This window comes from Planococcus salinus (genome assembly GCF_003719725.1).
GTDB classification, from domain to species: domain Bacteria; phylum Bacillota; class Bacilli; order Bacillales_A; family Planococcaceae; genus Planococcus; species Planococcus salinus.
Genome location: NZ_RIAX01000002.1, coordinates 193,653 through 208,778, shown reverse-complemented (window position 1 = coordinate 208,778; position 15,126 = coordinate 193,653). Strand labels below are relative to the sequence as shown.

The 15,126-nt window shown below is 44.4% G+C and carries 15 protein-coding genes; 14 read left to right on the top strand and 1 reads right to left on the bottom strand.

The genetic code is table 11. The features are described 5' to 3' along the window. Positions 1 to 42: 42 nt before the first annotated feature. Together lysA and EEX84_RS03690 are read left to right on the top strand one after the other, a co-directional pair. Positions 43 to 1,365 carry a diaminopimelate decarboxylase gene (gene lysA, locus EEX84_RS03695; protein WP_123164238.1) on the top strand — a complete coding sequence of 441 codons (1,323 nt, stop codon included), beginning with the start codon at positions 43 to 45 and terminating at the stop codon, positions 1,363 to 1,365. A 180-nt stretch (positions 1,366 to 1,545) separates the two neighbouring features. Beyond that, positions 1,546 to 1,905, top strand: coding sequence for a GNAT family N-acetyltransferase (locus tag EEX84_RS03690; RefSeq protein WP_123164237.1), 360 nt, complete (start codon positions 1,546 to 1,548; stop codon positions 1,903 to 1,905). A 1-nt stretch (position 1,906) separates the two neighbouring features. On the opposite strand, the gene EEX84_RS03685 is transcribed toward EEX84_RS03690, so the two are convergent. After that, entirely contained in the window at positions 1,907 to 2,407 is a 501-nt protein-coding gene (locus EEX84_RS03685) for a DUF309 domain-containing protein (RefSeq protein WP_123164236.1), read from the bottom strand. A gap of 58 nt (positions 2,408 to 2,465) precedes the next feature. Between EEX84_RS03685 and EEX84_RS03680 the strand changes: the two genes are divergently transcribed. The 12 genes from EEX84_RS03680 (at position 2,466) to EEX84_RS03625 (ending at position 15,051) form a co-directional block, all read left to right on the top strand. Beyond that, a complete protein-coding gene (locus tag EEX84_RS03680; RefSeq protein ID WP_123164235.1) occupies positions 2,466 to 3,239 on the top strand; it encodes a segregation/condensation protein A in 774 nt (257 codons plus the stop codon). Further along, positions 3,217 to 3,810: an SMC-Scp complex subunit ScpB gene (gene scpB, locus EEX84_RS03675; RefSeq protein ID WP_123164234.1), complete on the top strand. Its 594-nt coding sequence runs from the start codon at positions 3,217 to 3,219 to the stop codon at positions 3,808 to 3,810. The genes EEX84_RS03680 and scpB overlap by 23 nt, the downstream gene beginning before the upstream one ends. Before the next feature lie 436 nt (positions 3,811 to 4,246). Beyond that, a complete protein-coding gene (locus EEX84_RS03670) occupies positions 4,247 to 4,666 on the top strand; it encodes a hypothetical protein (protein WP_123164233.1) in 420 nt (139 codons plus the stop codon). Positions 4,667 to 4,861: 195 nt separating this feature from the next. After that, positions 4,862 to 5,818, top strand: a complete 957-nt coding sequence (locus tag EEX84_RS03665; protein ID WP_123164232.1) for a hypothetical protein — start codon at positions 4,862 to 4,864, stop codon at positions 5,816 to 5,818. 462 nt (positions 5,819 to 6,280) lie between these two features. After that, positions 6,281 to 7,012: a pseudouridine synthase gene (locus tag EEX84_RS03660; RefSeq protein WP_123164231.1), complete on the top strand. Its 732-nt coding sequence runs from the start codon at positions 6,281 to 6,283 to the stop codon at positions 7,010 to 7,012. A 90-nt stretch (positions 7,013 to 7,102) separates the two neighbouring features. After that, a complete protein-coding gene (resA, locus tag EEX84_RS03655) occupies positions 7,103 to 7,660 on the top strand; it encodes a thiol-disulfide oxidoreductase ResA (protein ID WP_123164230.1) in 558 nt (185 codons plus the stop codon). Between the two features lie 12 nt (positions 7,661 to 7,672). Continuing rightward, the gene (locus EEX84_RS03650; RefSeq protein WP_123164229.1) at positions 7,673 to 9,325 is read left to right on the top strand and encodes a cytochrome c biogenesis ResB family protein; all 1,653 of its coding nucleotides are present in this window, start codon (positions 7,673 to 7,675) and stop codon (positions 9,323 to 9,325) included. After that, positions 9,322 to 10,506, top strand: coding sequence for a c-type cytochrome biogenesis protein CcsB (gene ccsB / locus EEX84_RS03645; protein WP_123164228.1), 1,185 nt, complete (start codon positions 9,322 to 9,324; stop codon positions 10,504 to 10,506). The genes EEX84_RS03650 and ccsB overlap by 4 nt, the downstream gene beginning before the upstream one ends. 283 nt (positions 10,507 to 10,789) lie before the next feature. Next, positions 10,790 to 11,506: a response regulator transcription factor gene (locus EEX84_RS03640; RefSeq protein ID WP_123164227.1), complete on the top strand. Its 717-nt coding sequence runs from the start codon at positions 10,790 to 10,792 to the stop codon at positions 11,504 to 11,506. Continuing rightward, complete coding sequence (locus tag EEX84_RS03635; RefSeq protein ID WP_123164226.1) at positions 11,499 to 13,280, top strand: ATP-binding protein; 1,782 nt, start codon at positions 11,499 to 11,501, stop codon at positions 13,278 to 13,280. Before EEX84_RS03640 ends, EEX84_RS03635 begins: the two co-directional genes overlap by 8 nt. Positions 13,281 to 13,325: 45 nt before the next feature. After that, positions 13,326 to 13,859, top strand: a complete 534-nt coding sequence (gene sigX, locus EEX84_RS03630) for an RNA polymerase sigma factor SigX (RefSeq protein ID WP_123164225.1) — start codon at positions 13,326 to 13,328, stop codon at positions 13,857 to 13,859. Then, complete coding sequence (locus EEX84_RS03625) at positions 13,849 to 15,051, top strand: hypothetical protein (protein ID WP_123164224.1); 1,203 nt, start codon at positions 13,849 to 13,851, stop codon at positions 15,049 to 15,051. Before sigX ends, EEX84_RS03625 begins: the two co-directional genes overlap by 11 nt. Positions 15,052 to 15,126: the final 75 nt, after the last annotated feature.

Here is a 15,126-nt window from a genome sequence, read left to right as displayed (position 1 = left end):
GATTTTTCACATACCCCATTTTTGTACATCAGGAGGAGTAATATGCATTTATATGGTACACAAACAATTAATGCCAAAGGCCATTTGACAATCGGCGGCACCGATACGGTGGAGTTGGCAACAGAATATGGAACCCCGCTTTTCGTCTACGATATCCAGTTGTTCCGTGAGCGGGCCAGAGCATTTCAGCAAACATTCGAACAGCAGAAAATCGGCTACCAGGTTGCCTACGCCAGTAAAGCTTTTTCGAGCATCGCCATCTACCAGGTGGCTGCTGAAGAAAACCTGTCACTCGATGTAGTCTCCGGAGGCGAATTGTACACGGCGATCAAAGCCGGCTTTCCAAAAGAGAAAATTCATTTCCATGGCAACAATAAAAGCGAAGCGGAACTGCGGATGGCTTTTGAAGAAGAAATCGGCTGCATCGTTGTCGATAATTTTTATGAAATTGATCAGTTGAAGAAGCTATCCGAACAGCTGGAACGGCCAATGAACATATTGCTCCGTGTCACGCCGGGTATCTCAGCACACACACATGACTACATTACGACTGGTCAGGAAGATTCAAAATTCGGTTTTGACTTGAATAATGGGCAGGCAGACAAAGCATTCGCCGAAACGGTTCATCACGCGTTTCTGAAAGTCATGGGTCTTCATTGCCATATTGGTTCACAGATTTTTGATACGGCTGCATTCCGCATGGCTTCTGAGAAGCTGGTCAAGAAAATGGCGGAATGGAAAGAACAGTATGAGTATACATGCCCCGTCCTTAATTTAGGCGGTGGGTTCGGGATCCGCTATACAGAAGAAGACCAGCCATTGGCGCCTTCCGAATACGTGAAAGAAATGATTCAGACGGTCAAAACCGTTTCAGCTGATGCTGGGTTTGACGTTCCGGAAATTTGGATCGAACCTGGCCGCTCGCTGATCGGAGACGCCGGCACGACGTTGTACACAGTCGGTTCCACGAAAGAAGTACCTGGCACGCGGCAATACATCGCCGTGGACGGAGGGATGTCAGACAATATCCGTCCTGCCCTGTATGGTGCCAAATACAGTTCGCTGCTGGCCAATAAAGCAAATGCCGAATTGACGAAACAATATACAGTAGCCGGAAAATGCTGTGAATCCGGTGACAAGCTGATTGAACAGGCACAATTACCGGCAGCAGAACCCGGTGATATCCTGAGTATGTTCTGTACAGGGGCTTACGGTTACTCGATGGCGAGCAATTACAATCGTCTGGCGCGTCCAGCTGTTGTCTTCGTGGAAAATGGGGAACACCAGCTGGTCATCAAGCGCGAAAGCTATGAAGATTTGATCAAGCAGGATGTTTCATACAATCCTCAGGTGACCCGCCGATGAAAAGGTCAAACGTATTGCTGCTGATTTTTATTTTCCTGATGGCAATGGCTTGGGGAGTCGTATACTGGTTTTTCTTCGCTGATAACGTCGTCGGTGGCTGATTTGGAGAGACTTGAGTTATCGGTCGCTTTATAGTAGGATGAATAAAGCCGCTTTAAGACGAAAATGAGGGATTTGATTATGTTAATCAGATATAAGAAATCATTTGAAAAGATCGCTATGGGGTTATTGTCTTTCATGCCTAAAGAGCGTGAACTGAAAAAATTGCAGCAAACGATGCATATATACGAAGAGAACCCGGGTTGGCAGCTTTATCTCTGGAAAAAAGGAGATGACTTTGTCGGTTTGCTGGGTGTGGAAGTGGAAGAGGGATTTTTCACTGTCCATCACGTATCGGTCAATCCTTCCCATAGAGGGGAAGGAATCGGCCACGCAATGGTGGAGAAGATCCAACAGATCATGCAGGGTCGGGAAATGCGTGCCACAAAAGATACGGAACCATTTTTGAAAAAATGTCCAGAAAAAAAAGCGGAACTTTGATTTAAAGGTTCCGCCTTTTTTTTTGCTCCCGCAGACTGATGATGGAAGAACGATCCCGCAAGCGATGCTTATGCATTAAAAAATATGGATCGTGTTCAGCCGGTGGATGTTCAGCTTTGTACTCGTCGGCCATTTGCTTCAACTGCAAAGAAGTCAACGGGATTTCGTAAGCTTCGAATGGTTTTCGCTCCGTTACCGCCTCGATCGAATAAGTAAGAAGCTCCAGCAATTTTTCGTGGTTGAAACCTTCCACCCATACTCCTTTGTTGGCCAATTTCACTTTTGCACGGATAAATGACCGCAAGGCACCTGGGTAATTGCTTCTTCGCCAGTGGTACATGCCGACAGCCAATTGGATCCAGCCGGTCAATGGATGGGTTTTGTTTTTCGGTGCCACGATTTTCCAGTATTCTTCGCCGACTTCATGGCATTCGAAATAATCCTTTTCCATATTGAAGTAAATAATGTATTGCAGAAACAGCGGATGGTGGAGTGGGTGCATTTTAATCCCCTTTCTACTATAATATAGTCAGTATTATTGAACAGTCAGGTGGCGAAACATGTCTTATGAAGTGAAAGTGCAGGCTTTTGAAGGGCCTCTCGATTTATTATTGCATTTAATACACCGTTTGGAAATCGATATTTATGATATTCCTGTTTCCCAAATCACTTCACAGTATATGGAACACATCCGGGCCATGCAAGTGCTGGAATTGAACGAAGCAAGTGAATACCTGGTCATGGCAGCCACTTTGCTGGCAATCAAAAGCAAAACCTTATTGCCGGTCCATGAAAGCGATATGGAAGATCTTGATTACGACTATGTGGAAGAAGATCCGCGGGAAGAACTGGTTTCACGATTGGTTGAATACCGGAAGTTTAAAGAGGCATCCCTACAGTTGAAGGAGCTGGAAATGAACCGTTCCATCATCTACACCAAGGCTCCCACGGATTTGTCAGCATACCAGCAGGCAGAGGCGGTTGAAAATCCGGATCTGGAAGTGAATGCCTATGATATGCTGGCAGCTTTCCAGAAAATGCTGCGGCGCAAACAGTTGAAAGCGCCACTGTCCGCACGTGTTGCCCGACAGGAAATTTCCATAAAAGATCAAATGACTTTCATCGTAAATCGCTTGAAAACCACAAAAGGCCGGACATCATTTGCGGAACTGTTCCCTTCCAACGATAAATCCGTATTGGTGGTTTCTTTTTTGTCCGTGCTGGAATTGATGAAACGGCAAGTCATACAAGTGGAACAGGAAAAGAATTTTACAGATTTAATGGTGGAGCTCAGAAAGGATACGTGGAACTATGAAGACGACTCTTTCGAGTAAAATAGAAGCGTTGTTATTCGTTGCAGGAGATGACGGAATGACGATGAAACAATTGCAGTTTTTAACAGAAGCGGAAGAACAGGAAATAAAGGAAGCTTTGAAAGGGATGGCGGAAAGGTACGGAGACGCCGCGAGCGGCATCACGGTAAAAGAAATGGCCGGAGTTTATCAGCTTGCCACCAAAAAGCAAGTCGCCGACACCATCCAGAAGCTGGCGGAAAACCCGACACCTCAAGCCCTGTCGCAAGCTTCATTGGAAGTGTTGGCGATTGTCGCCTATAAACAGCCACTTACCCGCCTGGAAATTGAGGATCTGCGGGGTGTGAAAAGTGAAAAGCCGCTTCATACATTGACTGCGAAAGGGTTGATCCAGGAGACAGGCCGTGCAGAAGGAACAGGAAGAGCTATTTTATATGGCACCACTAACGAGTTTTTGAATTATTTCGGGTTGAACAGCCTGGAGGAACTTCCCGCTTTGCCTGAAGAGCCGGGACAGGAACAGGACGAGGAAGATTCCGATTTGTTCATGACCAGATTTCAGGAAACGTTTAAAGAAGAAGTGAATGCGTAGCAGGATTTCGGGGGGAGACTGGACAATGGACAGTCTTCTTTTATTTATCTAAAAAGCAAACGAGTATGACATTGAGCAGCTGATGAATGAGAAATCATTTGGTTTCTTTTTGAAGCACGGAAAAGCCAATCTGGAGCGGCTTACAGAATGGATTGAAATAGGCGTATTATGTAAGTGGAACTTAATGGTTATCGCCGATATTCCGCAAAAAAGTGCGCTTTCCTGTGGGAGTCTCCGCTGTTTTGCTCCATATCTTTTAATAAAATGGTTAACATCTTAAGTTCACCTTATATAGTTGTAGTAATTTAACTATCAGATATAATAGAAAATAATAGAAATTGTCATTGTTGAGTCATATTTAACATTCCATTATTTTTTCCTCTTATGTAATAAGGACCGCTAATTAACTTGGTAAATACTTTCTAGGAGGTATAAGATGAAAAAAATATTGATATTATTTTTAATTGTTTTACTTTTGCATGGTTGCGCTGAAAGTTCGAACAGCTCTTATAAATTAGAGGGGGAAAGTGCTAACTGGAAGGGGAAACTGGATATTCAAGAGCATGATATTAACGATGAAATAAAGGAGGAAGCTCTGGGAACATTTGAATACTTGGGTGATAATTCCGATGAAGTAAACAATGTTGTGATTACCATACCCGTTGAAATAGGCGAATCAGGTTTTGCTATCAGGGATTTCAACGAATTATCTTCAAGTAATAGTTTAGAGTTCAACTTGTCAGATAAAGGTTTACTAGGTTATTTAAAAGTTACCAAGGAAATAGACATTAACATAAGCTGGAAAGAAAACGACGAGCGGTACGATGAAAATATAATAATTGAATTAGATGAATAGTACGGCTAGAAATTGATACTTGTTAATGAACTTCAACTACAAGGTGTACTAATCATAAAAAGTGGAACTACTTTCTAATAGTTCCATTTTTTAATTATTAAGAAATATTAGTAAAAATTCTGAATATTCGTTGTATTTAGTTTCCATATGAGGTATTATTAAGTTGGACCCAAAAATGGAAATAGGAGGGAAAAAATGAAGTTAAAACAAATAGTTTTTCTCATATTGAGTTTAATCTTAACTTTGTCAATTTTTCCAAGTACTTCTTTAGCGACAGGAAATGGTAAAACATGGGGTACTTATTTGTCGAGTTCAGGAACTGGCGGATCTGTAACTAGATATAATTCAATTTCCGGAACCGTAGCCAGTCAGTGTAATGGGGTTTACAATACTATGCATAGTTACACTTATGGTTCTTTTAATCTATCAAATTTTTATTTAAGAAGTGATAACCTTAGAATAACATCTATCAGTAAAGGCGCTGTTACAGGTGGGATAGGAATGTCCTATAATACCGAAAACTCCAATACTATTGTGTATAAGAGTCCTTACTATGCTGACCGTTTATATGCTGGAGACTCGTATCCAAATACTTGGAATAGAAGCATTCCTTTAGGTTCAGTAAATCGAGCAGCAGCAGCAATTAGCTCCACGATATCTGGACTTCAAAACTCTGCGGTATGTGACACAGAAGTGCACCAATTATTTTTTGTTGGAGGGAATAGCCGCTCGATGTCTTCCGATTCGTTACCAGTCAATGTAGATGAAGCTGAAGTGCCTGAAGAAATTCAAACTAGCTCAGATGCTATTTCATTTCTTATGAGCGAAGATTTCAGGAAGTCAGATAGTTCAATCAAAGTTGTTGGAGCAATTACGGACCAATTCGTACACAAAAAAACAGGTGAGTTAGTTTCAATTATTCAACAAGACGTTCCAGTTATTATTGCAGATGTTCAAGATAGTGAATGGAGACAAGAAAAGCATGGTAATTTAAATTATGAAGTAGCTACTTATTCCAATGCCGGCGGAACTCCAATTACAACTCTAAAATATAAATCGGGGGATATTTATGTCGGTTTAGTTTCTTCGCTAAATGAAAAAGAATTGATCAAAGTTATGCGAAAGTATAGTAAAGGCAAATTGTTTGAATAAGAAATAAACTTGACAAATTGTAACACTAAAAGCAACACCCAGAAAGGAAGAGGTATCGAGGAACGAATGGAGCAGCTCGCTTTTACAATTGAGCTGCTCCATTTATATTTACAATAGTAAAGTTATTAAATTTAAACCAGAAATCTTTTTGACCTAGTATATTAAGTAGGCTATAATCTGACCATACTTATTTTATCTTTTTATTTTGTCAATCGTGCTAACGTTCCGACGGTGATGACACTATCAAGCTCCTGGACTGATTTGACACATAGTTTCTTTGACTATGGTGACTAATCTTCCCAGGGGCTTTTTTGTTTATCGTAGCAAGCGGAAATCAGGATTTCCTGCGTGTTCTGCCTTAAGCCTGTCGGGACAGAGCGAAGCGCTTTCGCTTTTCGTGAAAATGTGCCATAATTCCGAGAGGAACGAACGGCCAAAGGAAAAATTCAATGAGGTGAACTTATGGAGAGATTACAAAAGATGCTTGCGCATGCAGGCGTGGCTTCAAGACGCAAGGCGGAGCAGATGATATTGGATGGGAAAGTCAGAGTGAATGGCAAAGTAGTCAAAGAATTGGGGACGAAAGTATCTTCCAATGACACCATCGAAGTGGAAGGCGTACAACTTGAAAAAGAACAAAAAGTTTATTATTTACTATATAAACCGCGCGGTGTTATTTCTGCGGTGACTGATGATAAAAACCGCAAAGTGGTCACTGACTTTTTTGAGCATGTGGAAAAGCGGATTTATCCGGTCGGACGGCTGGATTACGATACATCAGGCCTGTTGATTATGACAAATGACGGTGAGTTCGCCAATTTGCTGACTCACCCGAAGTTTGAAATTGATAAAACATATGTTGCTCGTTTAAAAGGCATTCCTGCAAAAGAAGACCTTCAAAAATTGGAGCGTGGCATCAAGCTCGAAGACGGCATGACTGCTCCTGCTAAAGTGAAAATGCTGTCGAGCGACAAAAAACAAAACAAAGCCATCGTCCAGATTACAATACACGAAGGCAGAAACCGCCAAGTACGCAGAATGTTCGAAGCGATTGGCTATCCGGTCCAGAAACTGAGCCGCGAACAATTTGCCTTTTTAACATTGCACGGGTTGAATGCAGGAGAATCAAGAGAGTTAACAGCGCATGAAGTGAAACTGCTGCGAGTGATGGCAGAAACCGGAAAGCGTCATTAACGTTCACAAACCCTTCAAAACTCCGTTCTTTTGTGTCTGGAAACTTTGCTATAATTGGATTTGCATTCAAGCCTCGAAGGAGGAAGGACATTGAACGACAAAAACAGCAACAAAAAAAATAAAAAAAGAAACAGAGCCATTATGAGGTCAGCTATTCTGCTCGTGCTGATTGCAGCGATCGGATACACGATTTACAACAGTGTAACGGCAGAAGATGTCAGTTTGCTGAAAGTCGGAGACGAGGCACCGGATTTCGTTCTTGTGGATTTGGAAGGCGAACAGCATCGATTGTCAGACTATCAGGGAGAAGGTGTATTTCTGAATTTCTGGGGGACCTGGTGCAAGCCGTGTGCCAAGGAAATGCCTGCCATGGATCGCCAGTATGAAGTCTACAAAGAGCAGGGTGTCCATGTCTTAGCTGTGAATATTGCCCAATCCGATTTTGAAGTCCAGTCGTTTGCTGATCAGTATGGTTTGTCTTTTCCGGTTGTCATCGACAAATCGAAAAGCGTCATGTCTGCCTATAATATCAACCCATTGCCCACGACTGTACTGGTAAATCCGGAAGGCAAGGTTGAAAAAATCATCACAGGTGAAATGACGGAACAGGATATTGAATCATATATGGCTTCGATCAAGCCTGAATAAGGAGTTTTTCGAATGGAGAAGGTGCAATGTCAATGCGGTCATGTGAACCCGCCCGGAACGGACTTATGTGAGTCGTGCGGGCGGTCTTTGACTGAAAAAGAACAGAACAACACATTGGCGGATATGAGATACGAAGGAACAGCCAGAAGATCGCAGACATACAATAAATCGATTGTTGATAAGATATGGAATTTCTTTTCCAGTGTCAAAATAGGAGTCAGTATTATTGTAGTATTGCTGGTTGCAGCGTCAATCGGTACAATACTTCCGCAGCAGGCATATGTCCCGGCCAATACAGAAGCGACGATTAAGGCTTATTATGCCGATGTATACGGAGTTCCCGGACAAATTTATCACGCATTGGGATTTCATGATCTCTACAGCTCGTTCTGGTTTATCGCCTTGGTGGGAATGCTTGCTATTTCACTAATCGTGGCCAGCCTGGACCGGTTTGTGCCTTTGTATCGGTCGTTGAAAAATCAGCGTGTACTTCGCCACGTAAGCTTTATGAACAAACAGCGCATATACGGCAAAGGGCCCGGCAACGAAGACACGATGAAAAAAGCGGAAGCGAAACTGAAAGAATTGAAATACAATGTGTCCACAGACAAAAATGGCCTTCTTGCTGAAAAAGGCCGGTTTTCCAGATGGGGCCCCTATGTCAACCACATCGGGTTGATTATTTTTCTTTTTGGCGTCATGCTGCGCATGATTCCAGGATTTTATGTGGATGAAACGCTATGGATCAGAGAAGGTGAAACGCGTGCAATCCCGGATGCACCGGGTTATTTCATCGAGAGCCAAAACTTCGAGTTGGAAACCTATACGGGTGAAGACGAGGAGGCAGTTTTCGGGGAAGCGATTGAACGTGTAGGAAATGTTGCGAAAAACTACCAGACCGATGTTGTACTGTATCAGAAACCGGAAGACAGCCTTCCAGGTGCAACAGACGATATGGAAGTGGTGGATGAATATCCGATCCGTGTAAACCAGCCTTTGAAATTTGACGGATATGCAGTTTATCAGATGGATTTCCGACTCGACGAATTGAAATCCATGACGTTTGCGCTGACCGATAAAGAAACAGAGGAATCTTTCGGTGAGTTGACAATCGATTTGATCAATCCGGATGAGTTTTATGAACTGGAAAATGGAGCTACTGTGGAATTGCTCGGTTATTACCCTGATTTTGATGGATTCGACAATGGAGAACCCCAAACGGCGACTCCTCTTCCGAACAATCCTGGATTTCTGGTGGAAATGACGACTCCCGAAACGCCTGAAGGTGAAACAAGCTTCATCTTAATACAGGAAACGATTGAACCTTTCGGGGAAAACCAATATAAACTAAGCTTTCAAAATGTCGAAACACGCGATGTTTCCGGTTTAACGATCCGCAAAGATAAAACCCTGCCGATTTTGGGGCTGGGCGGCTTGATCTTTATGATCGGTGTGGCACAGGGCATGTACTTTAACCATCGCCGTTTCTGGATCCAGCAACAGGAGGATGGAACGGTCATCCTGGCAGGCCACACGAATAAAAACTGGTTTGGTTTGAAAAAAGATCTTGATCAAGTTTCTGAGTTTGCATCACTTCCGGCTTATCAGGACCAGCAGGAAGAGACCAGGGAACAAGATGACAAGAAAGGTGCTGAATTGACATGAGCTTAGCTGACTTGAGTGCAAATTTATTATATGTGGCTTTTATCGCTTACCTGATTGCGACATTCGTTTTTGGGGGAGCGGTAAAAGGGAATAAGAACGGATCGTTTAAATCAGAAAAACGGTGGGGCAAAGTGGCCATTACCCTCACAGTGATCGGATTTATCGCCAATTTGGGTTATTTCTTTACCCGATGGGGCGCAACTGGTCATGCTCCACTCAGCAATATGTTCGAATTTACGACAGCTTTTGGAATGACCCTTGTTGGCGGATTCATCCTGTTGTATCTCTTATATAAGACACCGGTACTCGGCATGGTCGTGTTGCCAGTCGCTTTGCTGATCATCGCTTTTGCCAGCATGTTCCCGAGCGAAGTAAGTCCGTTAATACCGGCTCTCCAGTCAAATTGGCTGGCGATCCACGTGAGTACTGTGGTGGTTGCTGAAGGGGTTCTGGCGATCAGTGCGGCTGCCGGTTTGGTTTACCTGTTGAAAGTGGTGGATTTGTCGAAAAACTCGAAACAGCGCTTTTGGCTTGAAGCCATCATGTACTCGTTGATCCTGGTGCTTGGATTTGTCATTTCGAGTACGTATTTCTCTTTGACAAATTATGAGGCAAATTTTGAATATGTCGATAAAGAAGGCCAACCCGCAGAAATCACATATAATATGCCCCCTATCTTCGGAATGAACGAATATGTGGCACTGACAGATGACGCCATGACGCCGCTTGCTGAAACGCCAGCTGTGATCAATGCCGGCAAATTGACGACCGTCACATGGTCCTTTATAGTGGGGACGATTCTGTACTGGCTGATCCGTTTGATCGCGAGAAAACGTGTGACAGCGATTTTCCAGCCGTTCGTTAAAAACGTAAACTTGAATTTAATGGATGAAATCAACTACAGATCGATCATCATCGGTTTCCCTCTGTTTTCTTTGGGGGCTTTGATATTTGCGATGATCTGGGCGCAAATCGCATGGTCCCGCTTCTGGGGCTGGGATCCCAAAGAAGTATGGGCTCTGATCACTTGGCTGTTCTATGCTGCATATCTGCATCTGCGGCTCGGCAAGGGCTGGCAGGGCGAAAAGTCAGCATGGCTGGCGGTTGTCGGTTTTGCCATCATCATGTTCAACTTGGTGGCTGTCAATTTGATCATCGCCGGTTTGCATTCATACGCGTAACTAAGAAAAGCGGAAGCACCTAAAAGAAGAAGGTAAGCTAAGATCGCAACATCCTGTCGCAACGCTTACCTGATCCGCTTCCTGCGGACCTCCGACCAGCGCTGGAGGTCTTGCCGGTAATGGTGCTCTTTTCCATTACCGGCAAGACCGAAGCGACTCGAGGGGCTAGGTGCTGGAGTCTGGACAAATAAAGCCTTTTCCAACAGTGGAAAAGGCTTTTTATTTATTTTTGGGATTTTAGACGTTACAATGGGACATAAGAGAAGAAAGTGGAGGGATTGCAATGTCAGAGGAAATTACGGTTTTGGTTGTCGATGACGAAGAAAGGATCCGCCGGTTGCTGAAAATGTATCTGGAGCGTGAAGGATACATAGTGGAAGAAGCTGAAAACGGTGTGCAGGCTTTGGAGATGGCAATGGAAAAAGATTATCATTGCATCCTGCTGGACTTGATGATGCCTGAGAAAGACGGCATTGAGGTGAGTGCCGAACTCCGTGAAACGAAAATGACACCGATCATCATGCTGACTGCAAAAGGAGAAGAAGCCAACCGCGTACAGGGCTTTGAATCCGGAGCAGATGATTATATCGTTAAACCGTTCAGCCCGCGCGAAGTTGTGTTGCGTGTGAAAGCGATTTTACGCCGTTCTTCCGCTTATTCACCGGTTAACAGTTCGCCTGTCTCAAAAGATCTGGTCGTATTTCCGCATTTGACAATTGATCACGATGCCCACCGCGTAACCGCTGACGGCGTGGAAGTGAATTTAACGCCGAAAGAATACGAGCTGCTGTATTTTCTGGCAAAATCTCCAGACAAAGTGTATGACCGGGAGCATTTGCTGAAAGAAGTATGGCATTATGACTTTTTCGGTGATCTGCGGACAGTGGACACCCATGTAAAGCGTTTAAGGGAAAAGTTGAACCGCGTATCCGAAGCCGCCGCAAAAATGATCGTGACGGTGTGGGGCGTAGGCTATAAATTCGAGGTAGGCAATGAATAGAATATGGAATAGTATTGTCGGGAAGCTGTGGATCACCATACTGCTTCTCGTTTCCTTTGTCTTGTTTATTGTGACGATATTGCTTCTGGAGTTTCTGGGGAACTATCACAGCGAGACAGTTGAAGAAGCCTTGAACCAGGAAGCTGCGACGATTGCCCGGATTTTTAATCAGCATGGGGAAATGGATATTTCGCTGACGGTCATCAATGATATTCTTGGCCCCGAAACCAACGCCGTTATTGCAGAAGCTCCTCATGAAAGTACATATTTTATCCACGAAGGGCTTAACGGTGAAGAAGTCCGCGAAGCTATTTTGAATGAGCCGGATTTTCAAAAAGTGTTCGAAACGGATGAAACAGTCATGAAAGAGATGCTTTTGCCGTCACTGTCTGAAGAAGACCGCATGGAGGCGTATATTGTTTTGGCCAGTCCGATAAATACAGGTGAAGAAGTACATGGCACCGTTTTTATCTATCAGTCACTTGAAGTGATGGACCGCACAGCCAACAGAACGACGAATATCGTTTTTCTCTCAGCTTTCATCGCATTTCTCCTTACTACGTTCTTTGCATTCTTTCTGTCCACGCGCATCACTTTGCCGCTCAGGAAAATGCGGGAAGGCGCTTTTGAATTGGCAAAAGGGAATTTCGATACAAAAGTACGTGCGGCTTCAAGCGATGAAATCGGCCAATTGGCGACTGCTTTCAACCAGATGGGCCGACAGTTGAAACATCATGTGGAAGTCATCAATCAGGAAAAAGAACAGCTTTCCAGCATATTGACTTCAATGGCTGATGCGGTGATCACATTTAATCAGGACCGGACAATTTTGTTGAGCAACCCCCCGGCAGAAAAGCTGATACAGCAATGGTTCTTGAAAAAAGATGGTTCAATGGATGAATCTTTGCCGCCTGAGATGCTTCATATGCTCGATCATGTCCTGGAACTGGAGGAAGAGATCGAAGAGGAGCTTGAAATGGAAGGCGCTTATTACGCCATCAGCCTCAGTCCGCTCTACAGCGGTGAATCAATCCGAGGGGCAGTAGTCGTTTTACGCAATATGACCGAGCAGCATCGCCTGGAAAAATTGCGGGAAGACTTTGTTTCCAATGTGTCCCATGAACTTCGTACGCCGATTGCCATGCTTCAGGGATACAGCGAAGCTTTGCTGGATGATGTGGGGGCAACGGAAGAAGAACGGAAAGAAATGACCAAAATCATTTACGAAGAATCTCAGCGTATGGGCCGCTTGGTCACAGACCTGTTGAATTTGGCCCGTATGGAATCCGGACATATGCGATTGTATAAAGAAATCGTCCAGCTCAATAGCATCATTGAAAGAATGACCTATAAATTTTCCCAAATCGCCAAAGAGAACGGATTGAATCTGTCGTTTGCGACAACGATGGACGACTGGGCTGCGGCTGAATTGGATGAAGACAGAATTGAACAGGTTATGACCAACCTCATTGATAACGCCATACGCCATACACCGTCCGGCGGTGAAGTCAGTGTTCTGGTGGAACAGGACCAGGGATATGCAAAAATCTCCGTCTCTGATACGGGAGTGGGGATACCGGAGGAAGATCTGGAATACGTCTTCGAACGCTTTTACAAGGCCGACAAAGCCAGAACGCTCGGCAAAGGAGGCACAGGGCTTGGATTGGCGATAGCCAGCAACATCATTAAAGCGCATGGCGGACAAATTTACGCTGAAAGCAAGGTGGGGGAAGGCACGTCTTTTATTTTCCTGTTGCCATTAAAAAAAATGTAACTTTTTTCGAAAAGGCACGACTAATTCTAAGAACGGGGGGAGTAGATGAAGGACTCCGTTTTCCATCGGCTCTATGATCAATACCATCAAGATGTATTTCAATTCCTCATTTATCTGGTGAAAAACCGCCATTTGGCTGAAGAGTTGATGCACGAAGTATATATCCGTGTGTTCAAGGCATATGACCGTTTTGAAGGAAAAAGCTCAGAGAAGACATGGCTGTTTTCGATTGCCAAGAATGTGGCTATCGATCATTTCCGGAAAGCTGCTGTCAGAAAAAAACATTCGATGGATCATTTCGACTGGGAAACGCAGCAACTGGTGTCACATGAGCGAATTCCTGAAGAAGTTTCGATGTTGAACGAAGACAAGGTTTTATTGTACCAAACGCTTGATACGTGTACTGGGGATCAGAAAATGGTTATCATCATGCGGTTTTTTCAGGACTTGTCGATTGCTGAAACAGCGGAGGTCCTTGGTTGGACACAAGGGAAAGTAAAGACAACACAACATCGCGCCATCAAATCACTGCGGGAAAAACTAACTCAACAGGAAGGGGGAAATGCCAATGTCGAATAACAAATGGGACGATGAGCACATCGAAAATTTGTTGCGGGATTTCCCCAAAATCCATGATGAGCGGCCGAAAGAAGAAGTATATCTTCGGTTGAAGAACCACCGGCCGGTAACCAATGGAAAAGCGAAGCGCTGGCTGCCACTTATGGTCGCCGCACTGGCTTTCGTCACTTTCGGTATATTGCTGGCCTCACTTTTAAGTCAGGGCAGCCAGAACGAAATGAGCGGTGCGGACCAGGCAGAAGAGCAAGGTTCCATCACTTCGGGAGAAAGCGAAAGCGGAGAAAGGGCAGCTGAAGATGCCGCGGGGATCTCCGAATCCGCTGATGAAGAATCGGCTGAAACTTTTTCTATGATGGAGGCCCAGTCTCAAACGGTCGCTGTTTATGAAGAAGATTTGGAGAATCATGCACTGTTCACCGTTGGCTTGACGGAAAATGCTTTTGTCATTCCAGTGTCGTTCCTGATTCCCGATCAGCAGGTGGAACAGGACCTTGGTGCAGAAGATGTAAATACCGTCAATTTGTATAATGAATACGCCGGGGAAATCGATGAAGAAGCCCTCGGTTTCGATGAATACCATCCGTACCTCGGAACAATTTCTTTGTCGGGTCAGCGCGTTGAACATCAATTGCCTGAAGATCATCAGTACGATATGGCCTCAGCTGCCATCGGCGTATACACTGCAAGTTTGAAAGAAACATTCCGCGGTGCGGAGGAAATTGCAGTTGTTCAGGAAGATGGCTCTTTGGCCGATTTTGATCAAGTGGGCCAACTTGAGCCCCTGGAGGCTTCTGTGACCAATGTCGCTTACTACGCTTATACGACAGCCCGGGGCGATATTTATGTAACTCCGGATTATGGGATGGAATACACTTCTCCAACAGAAGCATTCAATGCAATGACTGAAGCGCCGAACGATTTTCACCATCCGCTGATTCCTGGGGATATGTCTTTTACCGTCACCGAGACGGAAGACATCATTGAACTGGAATTTTCAGAGGCGGTCAATTTGGAAAATCTGGAGAAAGACGAAGCGGTCCGGATGATTGAAGGTCTGTCGCTGACAGCCAAGTCGTTCGGCAAACAGGTAAGGCTGCGCAATGTGGTGCAGGAGCAATGGGACCGCTACGATTTCACTGCCCCATTGCCGATGCCGGCAGCTGCAAACCGCCTGGAATGGCCAATTAACTGAACAGAGAAACACAAAAAGGCACAATGTAAGCTTTTCTATTTACATTGTGCCTTTTTTCTAATAATATAAAGATAG

Bases quoted from the DNA above. Each gene is read 5' to 3' on its own strand.
- lysA (WP_123164238.1), top strand. From the start codon at position 43: ATGCATTTATATGGTACACAAACAATTAATGCCAAAGGCCATTTGACA.
- EEX84_RS03690 (WP_123164237.1), top strand. From the start codon at position 1,546: ATGTTAATCAGATATAAGAAATCATTTGAAAAGATCGCTATGGGGTTA.
- EEX84_RS03685 (WP_123164236.1), bottom strand. From the start codon at position 2,407: ATGCACCCACTCCACCATCCGCTGTTTCTGCAATACATTATTTACTTC.
- EEX84_RS03680 (WP_123164235.1), top strand. From the start codon at position 2,466: ATGTCTTATGAAGTGAAAGTGCAGGCTTTTGAAGGGCCTCTCGATTTA.
- scpB (WP_123164234.1), top strand. From the start codon at position 3,217: ATGAAGACGACTCTTTCGAGTAAAATAGAAGCGTTGTTATTCGTTGCA.
- EEX84_RS03670 (WP_123164233.1), top strand. From the start codon at position 4,247: ATGAAAAAAATATTGATATTATTTTTAATTGTTTTACTTTTGCATGGT.
- EEX84_RS03665 (WP_123164232.1), top strand. From the start codon at position 4,862: ATGAAGTTAAAACAAATAGTTTTTCTCATATTGAGTTTAATCTTAACT.
- EEX84_RS03660 (WP_123164231.1), top strand. From the start codon at position 6,281: ATGGAGAGATTACAAAAGATGCTTGCGCATGCAGGCGTGGCTTCAAGA.
- EEX84_RS03650 (WP_123164229.1), top strand. From the start codon at position 7,673: ATGGAGAAGGTGCAATGTCAATGCGGTCATGTGAACCCGCCCGGAACG.
- ccsB (WP_123164228.1), top strand. From the start codon at position 9,322: ATGAGCTTAGCTGACTTGAGTGCAAATTTATTATATGTGGCTTTTATC.
- EEX84_RS03640 (WP_123164227.1), top strand. From the start codon at position 10,790: ATGTCAGAGGAAATTACGGTTTTGGTTGTCGATGACGAAGAAAGGATC.
- EEX84_RS03635 (WP_123164226.1), top strand. From the start codon at position 11,499: ATGAATAGAATATGGAATAGTATTGTCGGGAAGCTGTGGATCACCATA.
- sigX (WP_123164225.1), top strand. From the start codon at position 13,326: ATGAAGGACTCCGTTTTCCATCGGCTCTATGATCAATACCATCAAGAT.
- EEX84_RS03625 (WP_123164224.1), top strand. From the start codon at position 13,849: ATGTCGAATAACAAATGGGACGATGAGCACATCGAAAATTTGTTGCGG.